Consider the following 8198-nt stretch of genomic DNA (forward strand, 5'->3'; position numbering starts at 1 on the left):
AATGAAAATAATTGCAGGTGTAGACATTGGTAATGCTACAACGGAAGTGGCGTTATCAAAGGTTGAAAATGGAAACGTAGAGTTTCTTTCAAGTGGCATAGTTCCAACAACAGGAATAAAAGGCACTGAAGAAAACATAGATGGAGTATTTTCCTCTTTAAAAGGAGCTTTAAAAAAAGTAAATTTAGAACTTAAAGATTTGAACTTGGTTAGAATCAATGAAGCAGCCCCTGTTATAGGTGATGTTGCTATGGAAACTATTACTGAAACTATAATAACAGAATCTACAATGATTGGACATAATCCATCTACTCCAGGTGGTGTAGGTACTGGAATAGGAAAAACTATATATATTGAAGATTTAGACAACTTAGAAGTAGATAAAATTGAAGAAAATCAATTTATTCCGTTAATTTTAAATAGAGTTAACTTCTTAGAGGCTGCAGCTAGAATTAATGCTGCAACTCAAAGAGGTATAAACATAACATCAGCAATAGTTCAAAGAGATGATGGAGTTCTAATTAATAATAGATTAGAAAAGAAAATACCTATAGTAGATGAAGTAATGTTTTTAGAAAAAGTTCCAGTAGGAATGAAAGCTGCAGTAGAGGTTGCTGCACAAGGTGATGTTGTTGAAACTTTATCTAATCCATACGGTATTGCTACAGTGTTTAATTTAACATCAGAAGAAACAAAAATGATAGTACCAATATCTAGAGCTTTAATAGGAAATAGATCTGCAGTAGTAATAAAAACACCTAAAGGTGATGTTCAAGAAAAAAGTATACCTGCAGGTAAAATCCATATAAATGGATTAAAAAGAAAAGAAGTTGTAGATGTAGAGCATGGTGCAGAAAAAATAATGGATGCAGTTAACTTATGTGTTCCAATTCAAGATGTTAAAGGCGAAGCTGGTACAAATGCTGGTGGAATGTTAGAAAGAGTAAGACAAGTAATGGCAAATCTTACAAAGCAAAAAATATCAGATATCACAATTCAAGACTTATTAGCAGTTGATACTTTTATACCTCAAATGGTAAAAGGTGGTCTTGCAGCAGAATTCTCAATGGAAAATGCAGTAGGAATAGCTGCTATGGTTAAAGCTGATAAACTTCAAATGCAGATGATTGCAGATAAATTACAAGGACAATTAAATGTTCCTGTTGAAGTTGGCGGAGTAGAAGCTGATATGGCTATAAGAGGAGCATTAACAACTCCAGGGAGTAGTACACCACTTGCAATCTTAGATATGGGAGCAGGATCTACTGATGCATCAATAATAAATAAGCAAGGAGAAATTTGTTCAATCCATTTGGCTGGAGCAGGTAACATGGTAACTATGCTTATAAAGTCAGAACTTGGATTAGAGGATTTCAATTTAGCTGAAGATATTAAAAAACATCCATTAGCAAAGGTAGAAAGCTTATTCCATATAAGACATGAAGATGGAACAGTAGAGTTTTTCGAAAAGCCATTAGAACCAGAAGTTTTTGCTAAGGTTGTAATCTTAAAAGATGGAATGCTTGTGCCAATAGATGGACAAAATTCTTTAGAAAAAATTAGGAACATAAGAAAATGTGCTAAAGAAAAGGTGTTTGTAACTAACTGCTTAAGAGCATTAAAAATAGTATCACCTACAGGAAATATAAGAGACATTGAATTTGTTGTATTAGTAGGTGGATCTTCATTAGATTTCGAAGTTCCTCAAGTAGTAACTAATGCTTTATCACAATATGGAGTAGTAGCTGGAAGAGGAAATATCAGAGGAACAGAAGGTCCAAGAAATGCTGTAGCTACAGGACTTGTATTAGCTTTTAATGGAAATGGAGAAATTAAGTAATGATGATGAGACATTTTAAATATGACATGCCAACCATATGTCTTTATCATTGTTCAACATTAGAAGACTTAACTATATTCAATGAAATTTTATGGGGATTAGAAGAAGAAGGAATACCTTGTAAGGTATCAAGTAAAGAAGATTCCTTAAGTTCAGAAGAGCTTAGTCATATAGCTTCACAAGATTCAAAATTAGCAGTAGGTATAGGTATCGATAAAAGTGGAAAAGTAACATTAACTTTAAATAAACTTAAAAAATATGAACCTTTGTTTACTGTTAGTCTAGATGATGGTGATAAAGTTTTAAGAGCTTTAGGAGCTAATGCAGGAAGATTAGTTAAGGGAATTGCTTTTAAGTAGAGTATAAGGAGTAGTTGTATTATGAAAATTTATACTAAAACAGGTGATAAAGGAACTACCGCTTTATATGGTGGCAGTAGAGTAGATAAAGATAGTTTAAGAGTTGAAGCATATGGAACTGTTGATGAAGTTATTTCATTCATTGGCTTAGCTTATGCTGAGAGTGAAGATAAAGAAGAAAAAAATGCACTCCAAGAAATACAAAAGAAATTATTTGTATTAGGTGCAGAACTTGCTAGTGATGAAAAGGGATTAACATATTTAAAAGAAGTAATAACAGATGAAGATATAGAAAAACTAGAAGTTCTAATAGATAAATATATGGAGCTTGCAGGACCTTTTAATGGATTTGTAACTCCAGGAAAAAATAAAATATCAGCAGCTTTACATGTAGCAAGAACTGTAACTAGAAGAGCAGAAAGAATAATTGCTACACTTAGTAAAGAGGAACATGTTAATGAGCCAGTTAAAATGTATATAAATAGACTATCAGACGTTTTATATGCATTTGCTAGATATAATGAAGAAAAATAGTTTAGGGGGATTAATTTATGAAAAAGTTAAATGAAATAAAACAATTAAGCTTAGAAATAGTAAAAGAAATGGCTAAAGCAGCAGAAGAAAAAGCAGCTAGCATGAATGTACCAGTAATTTTTGCAGCAGTAGATGCTGGAGCAAACTTAATGTTAATGCACAGAATGGAAGATGCTTTCATAACAAGCATTGACATAGCAATAAACAAAGCTTATACAGCAGCATGTTTAAAGCAAGGAAGCCATGGAATAGCTGAATGTGTACAACCAGGACAAAGTCTTTATGGACTTCAACTTACAAACAATTGCAGAATAGTTCCATTTGGCGGTGGACTACCAATAATAGTTGATGGTCAAGTTGTAGGAGCTGTTGGAGTAAGTGGTGGAACTGTAGAAGAAGATATGGCTATAGCTCAAGCTGCAGTAGATGCTTTTAACAAGTAAAAATATCTATAGTATTAACAATGCAAATATATTTTAAATTAATATATAAAAGATTAAATATATGATTAACTAATAGGAGGAATTTACAATGAGAATGTACGATTATTTAGTACCAAGTGTTAACTTTATGGGAGCTGGATGTGTAAAATTAGTAGGAGAAAGATGTCAAATATTAGGCGGAAAAAAAGCTCTAATAGTAACAGATAAATTTTTAAGAAGCATGGAAGGTGGAGCAGTAGAATTAACTGTTAAATCATTACAAGAAGCTGGAATAGAAGTTGCATATTATGATGCAGTTGAACCAAATCCAAAAGATACTAATGTTGCTGATGGATTAAAAATATTCCAAGAAGAAAAATGTGATATGATAGTTACAGTTGGAGGCGGAAGTGCTCATGACTGTGGTAAAGGTATTGGTATAGTTGCTACTCATGAAGGAGATCTTTATGAATATGCTGGAATAGAAACTTTAACTAAAGCTCTTCCACCAATAGTTGCAGTTAACACTACAGCTGGAACAGCAAGTGAAGTTACAAGACACTGTGTTATAACTAACACTAAAACTAAAGTTAAATATGTTATAGTTAGCTGGAGAAACTTACCATTAGCTTCATTCAACGATCCAGAATTAATGGTTAAAAAACCTGCAGGTTTAACAGCTGCTACAGGAATGGATGCATTAACTCATGCTATCGAAGCTTATGTATCAAAAGATGCAAACCCTGTAACTGATGCTGCTGCTATACAAGCAATAAAATTAATATCAAACAACTTAAGACAAGCAGTTGCTTTAGGTGAAAACTTAGTAGCAAGAGAAAACATGGCATACGGTTCATTATTAGCTGGTATGGCATTCAACAATGCTAACTTAGGATATGTTCATGCTATGGCTCACCAACTAGGTGGATTATACGACATGCCACATGGAGTAGCTAATGCTATGCTTCTTCCACATGTTGAAAAATACAACTTAATCTCAAACCCACAAAAATTTGCTGATATAGCAGAATTCATGGGAGAAAACATACAAGGATTATCAGTTATGGAAGCAGCAGAAAAAGCTATAGATGCTATGTTCAGACTTTCAACTGATATCGGAATTCCTACAAGCTTAAAAGAAATGGGAATAAAAGAAGAAGATTTCGAATACATGGCTGAAATGGCATTAAAAGATGGTAATGCATTCAGTAACCCAAGAAAAGGAAACGAAAAAGATATAGTTGCAATATTTAAAGCTGCATTTTAAGATAATTAAAAAGTAGATAATACATAACTATTATGAGAACCCCTTTACTTTTAAAGGGGTTCTTTAAATGAAATTATATAAATTCATAAGATAAATTAATAGAAAAACATAAGATTTTAGGAGGACTAATATAATGAACATGGCAACATTTTTTGCGGAAATGTTTGGAACTTTAATATTAGTATTATTAGGAGATGCTGTTGTAGCTAACGTAATACTTAAGAAAACAAAGGGTCAAAATTCAGGATGGATGGTTATATCAAGCGGATGGGCTGTAGCTGTTGCAATTCCAGTATATATGTTTGGAAATATTAGTGGAGCGCATTTTAACCCTGCAGTTACAATAGCATTAGCTACTGTTGGAAAATTTGCATGGGCTGATGTTCCAATGTATATAGCAGCACAACTTATAGGAGCATTTATAGGAGCAGCTTTAGTTCTTGTTTCTTACTATAATCATTTTCAAGAAACTGAAGATCAAGCTACAAAATTAGGAGTGTTTTGTACAGCTCCAGAAATAAGAAAACCTGTATTTAACTTTATAACTGAGTTTGTGGGAACATTTATATTAGTTTTTGCAATAATGGGAACAACAGCACAACCATTTGTAAATGGAACTCAACCAGTAGCTATAGGCGTAATAATATTAGCAATGGGATTATGTTTAGGAGGTCCAACAGGATATGCTATAAATCCAGCTAGAGATTTAGCACCAAGACTTGCTCACTTTTTATTGCCAGTACCAAATAAAGGTACTTCAGATTGGGGCTATGCATGGATACCAGTAGTAGCACCAATATTAGGAGCAATAGCAGGAGCTTTAATTTACGTAAGTATATTCTAAGATTAGTGTATTTTTAAAATAAGATCTATCTTAGCAAAGTGTTCATGTATACATAAGTAAAGTGAACTGAGTAATTGAACTTAACTTATTGAATATACGAATACATATTTAGTACAGAGCTTAAAAATTAATATGAGATACGAATGAGAGTCTATGTAATGTAGGCTCTTATTCTTTTATAATTAAATATTCACAGGAAATAAAATACACAAAAGAATAATCAAATTGAAGAAATTTATAAGATGATAAATGATGTAGCTAACATTTTCAAATCACTTGGTAAAATTTTTGTAATGTGTTACTATTACTGTATTAGAAGATTTTTTAAATTTCAATAATAGCTTATTTTCAATGATTAACTTTAACATGGGATGTATTTAAATAAAATATGTTGAAGGGGTTCCTCTAATAATGGATTGATTAACTTTGAGATGATGGCATTTAAATAGAAAATAATAGAAGAAGGAAGGTGCATACATTGAAAAAAAACATAAGTGTAGGATTATCAGATTTTAAAGAATTAATAGAAAATGATAATTACTTTGTAGATAAGAGCTTACTTATAAAAGAATTTATGCAAAATGGATCTAAAGTAATATTAACACCTAGACCTAGAAGATTTGGTAAAACTCTAAATTTAAGTATGCTTAAATACTTTTTTGATATAAAAACTAAGAACAAAACTAAAACTTTATTTAAAGGGTTAAAAATAGAAAATGAAGATAATATAATGAAGTTACAAGGACAATATCCTACGATTTTTCTTACATTTAAAAATCAACAATATGATAGTTATGATAAATTTGAAGAAGGAATTAAGTTATTATTGGCTAATTTATTTGAAAATCATGAGTATCTTTTAGAAAGTGATAAATTAAGCGAGTTAGATAAGAAAAAATATTATGATATATTGAGTAAAAGTGCTTCATTTACAGATACTTGTGATGGAGTTAATTTTTTGATGAAATGTATGCATAAGCATTATGATAATAGAGTTATGTTATTTATAGATGAATATGATGTGCCGATCCAAGAAGGATATTTAAAAGGTTATTATGAAAAAATGATATCTTTTATGAGAATAATGCTTACATGTGCACTTAAAGACAATGTATATTTAGAAAAAGCGCTAGTTACCGGAATTCTTAGAATAGCTAAAGAAAGTGTTTTTTCTGGTTTAAACAATTTAGAAGTAGATACAATTTTGGGATGTAATTTTAAAGATAAATTTGGATTTACAGAATATGAAGTAGAAGAGCTAATAAACTATTATAATTTAAGTTATGATAAAGAAAATGTGAAAATATGGTACAATGGATATAAATTTGGTGGAGAAACTATTTATAATCCTTGGTCTGTTTTAAATTATATAAAAAATTGTGGAGAGGGATTTAGACCTTACTGGATTAATAGTAGCAGTAATGATTTGATAAAGAGATTATTACTTAAGGGAAATAGTGACATAAAAGTTGAATTAGAAGAGTTAATAAGAGGAAATTCTATAAACAAAATTATTGATGATAATATAATAATGAGTGAAGTTGAGGAATCAAATGAAAATTTATGGAGTTTTTTAACCTTAAGTGGATATCTGAAATCAGTAAAAACGGAAGTAAAAAGGGGTAGAGTGTATTGTGAACTTAAGATCCCAAATGAAGAAGTTCATGTGTTTTATGAAAATTTAATTAAAAAGTGGTTTAAGGAATCAATGACCAATGAAAAATATATAGCTATGATAAATTCACTAATATCTGGTGATGTAGAAATTTTTAATGAGGTATTTAGTGAATTTGTTGTAAATAATATAAGTTATTTTGATGTATCTGGTAAAGAGCCTGAAAAAGTATATCATGCGTTTGTACTTGGTATGCTCATATCTATAAGTGATGAATATGAAGTGAAGTCAAATAAAGAAAGTGGATATGGAAGATATGATGTAATGATAATCCCCAAAAATATTTCAAAACTGGGAGTTATAATAGAGTTTAAGAAAGTAAGTGAGTTTTCAAATGCTACAATAGATGAGGCCACTAATATAGCTTTAACTCAAATTGAAGAAAAGAAATATGAAACTGAACTTTTAGAAAAAGGAATAACAAATATAATAAAACTAGCAATTGTATTTAAAGGTAAAGAAGTTAAAGTTACTAAAGGGTAAGAGGAATTTTTACTAGAGGATATATTGTATTATTAATGTAATTTTGAAGTCTGTATTTTAAGTAATGTGCTATTTTATATGAAAATGAGTAGATAATTTTTAGATGATATTTCATAAAGAAAAGTAAAATAAAATCTCATTATTAGGGACTGTATCAAAATAAATTTGATACTAGCCGGAAAAAAGGAGAATTCATTAATTTGAATTCTCCTTTTTGAGCATAATATTAATCAATAAAACCCTTCAAAGGGCGCAACGGTGAGCTAGCAAGCTTCGTAATTAAAGAAAAACAGTTAAAATACGGATAATATTAGCTTACCCTATATTTGTTATACTCAAAAATAAATTATTTAGAATTAAATACATAAAACTTAATGAATAAAATCTTTGAAAATTAAAAAGGCCTTATCAGATTGAGTTTGAAAAACTCTAATCTGATAAGGCCCCTATTTTTTATAAACAACAAGAAATTATAGAATAAAAAAGTATGAATGAGTTAATAATTATTACTATACCACATAAACTTATTTAACAATGAAATTTTATTAAATGAAAATATAAGGAGGATATGGAATGAAAAATAATAAAAACATTAAATAAAAAACTAGTCAAGAAGATTTTAAAATTGAGATTGAAAAAATAAAAATTCAAAGTAATAAAAAATTAAAATAGTAGATGAATATACCTTTAACTAACACTAACATAAGAGATGTATTTAAATTCGTTTAATAATATTATTGTGATTTAGTGATTATAACATTAACATGAGATGTA

At 29.8% G+C, this 8198-nt stretch carries 7 protein-coding genes; all 7 read left to right on the forward strand.

Annotated features, from left to right (window positions below; all coding sequences use genetic code 11):
* Position 1: 1 nt before the first annotated feature.
* Positions 2-1840, forward strand: a complete 1839-nt coding sequence (locus tag NG918_RS16415) for a diol dehydratase reactivase subunit alpha (protein ID WP_252212194.1) — start codon at positions 2-4, stop codon at positions 1838-1840.
* Positions 1840-2199: a glycerol dehydratase reactivase beta/small subunit family protein gene (locus NG918_RS16420; protein WP_252212195.1), complete on the forward strand. Its 360-nt coding sequence runs from the start codon at positions 1840-1842 to the stop codon at positions 2197-2199. Before NG918_RS16415 ends, NG918_RS16420 begins: the two co-directional genes overlap by 1 nt.
* Before the next feature lie 21 nt (positions 2200-2220).
* Positions 2221-2733: a cob(I)yrinic acid a,c-diamide adenosyltransferase gene (locus NG918_RS16425; RefSeq protein WP_252212196.1), complete on the forward strand. Its 513-nt coding sequence runs from the start codon at positions 2221-2223 to the stop codon at positions 2731-2733.
* 17 nt (positions 2734-2750) lie between these two features.
* Entirely contained in the window at positions 2751-3176 is a 426-nt protein-coding gene (locus NG918_RS16430) for a GlcG/HbpS family heme-binding protein (protein ID WP_252212197.1), read from the forward strand.
* An 88-nt stretch (positions 3177-3264) separates the two neighbouring features.
* Entirely contained in the window at positions 3265-4422 is a 1158-nt protein-coding gene (locus tag NG918_RS16435) for an iron-containing alcohol dehydrogenase (RefSeq protein WP_252212198.1), read from the forward strand.
* A 133-nt stretch (positions 4423-4555) separates the two neighbouring features.
* A complete protein-coding gene (locus NG918_RS16440) occupies positions 4556-5266 on the forward strand; it encodes an MIP/aquaporin family protein (protein ID WP_252227123.1) in 711 nt (236 codons plus the stop codon).
* Between the two features lie 478 nt (positions 5267-5744).
* A complete protein-coding gene (locus NG918_RS16445; RefSeq protein ID WP_252227125.1) occupies positions 5745-7424 on the forward strand; it encodes an AAA family ATPase in 1680 nt (559 codons plus the stop codon).
* Positions 7425-8198 lie beyond the last annotated feature (774 nt).

Origin of the sequence: Clostridium sp. ZBS2, assembly GCF_023845855.1 — a bacterium.
Lineage (GTDB): Bacteria > Bacillota > Clostridia > Clostridiales > Clostridiaceae > Clostridium > Clostridium aquiflavi.

What these genes read in the sequence shown, in the direction of transcription:
- NG918_RS16415 (WP_252212194.1), top strand. Translation starts at nt 2, where the DNA reads ATGAAAATAATTGCAGGTGTAGACATTGGTAATGCTACAACGGAAGTG.
- NG918_RS16425 (WP_252212196.1), top strand. Translation starts at nt 2,221, where the DNA reads ATGAAAATTTATACTAAAACAGGTGATAAAGGAACTACCGCTTTATAT.
- NG918_RS16440 (WP_252227123.1), top strand. Translation starts at nt 4,556, where the DNA reads ATGAACATGGCAACATTTTTTGCGGAAATGTTTGGAACTTTAATATTA.
- NG918_RS16430 (WP_252212197.1), top strand. Translation starts at nt 2,751, where the DNA reads ATGAAAAAGTTAAATGAAATAAAACAATTAAGCTTAGAAATAGTAAAA.
- NG918_RS16420 (WP_252212195.1), top strand. Translation starts at nt 1,840, where the DNA reads ATGATGATGAGACATTTTAAATATGACATGCCAACCATATGTCTTTAT.
- NG918_RS16435 (WP_252212198.1), top strand. Translation starts at nt 3,265, where the DNA reads ATGAGAATGTACGATTATTTAGTACCAAGTGTTAACTTTATGGGAGCT.